1 pseudogene is annotated in these 537 nt (G+C 61.8%); it reads right to left on the bottom strand.

The annotated features are described in order from the left end of the window. Positions 1–10 precede the first annotated feature (10 nt). A pseudogene (locus HGI46_RS21845) lies at positions 11–373 on the bottom strand (IS5 family transposase); the annotation flags it as partial. Positions 374–537: the final 164 nt, after the last annotated feature.

The following is a 537-nucleotide window of genomic DNA, read 5'->3' on the forward strand; positions in this document are numbered from 1 at the left end:
GACTCACTGATCACAGCCAGAAGAGCACGGTTGCGGCGAGTGCGAGGGCGGAGAAGAAGACGGTTGGACAGCGGTCGTATCGCGTTGCCACGCGTCGCCAGTCCTTGAGACGGCCGAACATGATCTCGATGCGGTTGCGCCGCTTGTATCGGCGCTTGTCGTACTTGACGGGGATGGAGCGGGATTTCCGGCCCGGAATGCAGGGCTTGATGCCCTTTTGCTCAAGCGCGTCCCTGAACCACTCGGCATCATAGCCCCGATCGGCAAGCATCCACTGTGCCTTGGGCAGGTCGTCGAGCAGGGCCGCTGCGCCGGTGTAATCGCTGATTTGGCCGGCCGTGATGAAGAAGCTCAGGGGCGGCCGTTGGCATCGGTTATCGCGTGAAGCTTGGTGTTCATGCCACCCTTGGTCCGTCCGATCAGACGCCCGAGATCCCCTTTTTTACCCCAAGGCTGGAAGCCGTGCGGTGAGCCTTGAGATAGGTCGCGTCGATCATGAGTGTCTGAGGTTCGGCCCTCTGGGCGGACAGGCCTTCC

Source organism: Novosphingobium sp. ERW19, assembly GCF_012641315.1.
GTDB lineage: Bacteria > Pseudomonadota > Alphaproteobacteria > Sphingomonadales > Sphingomonadaceae > Novosphingobium.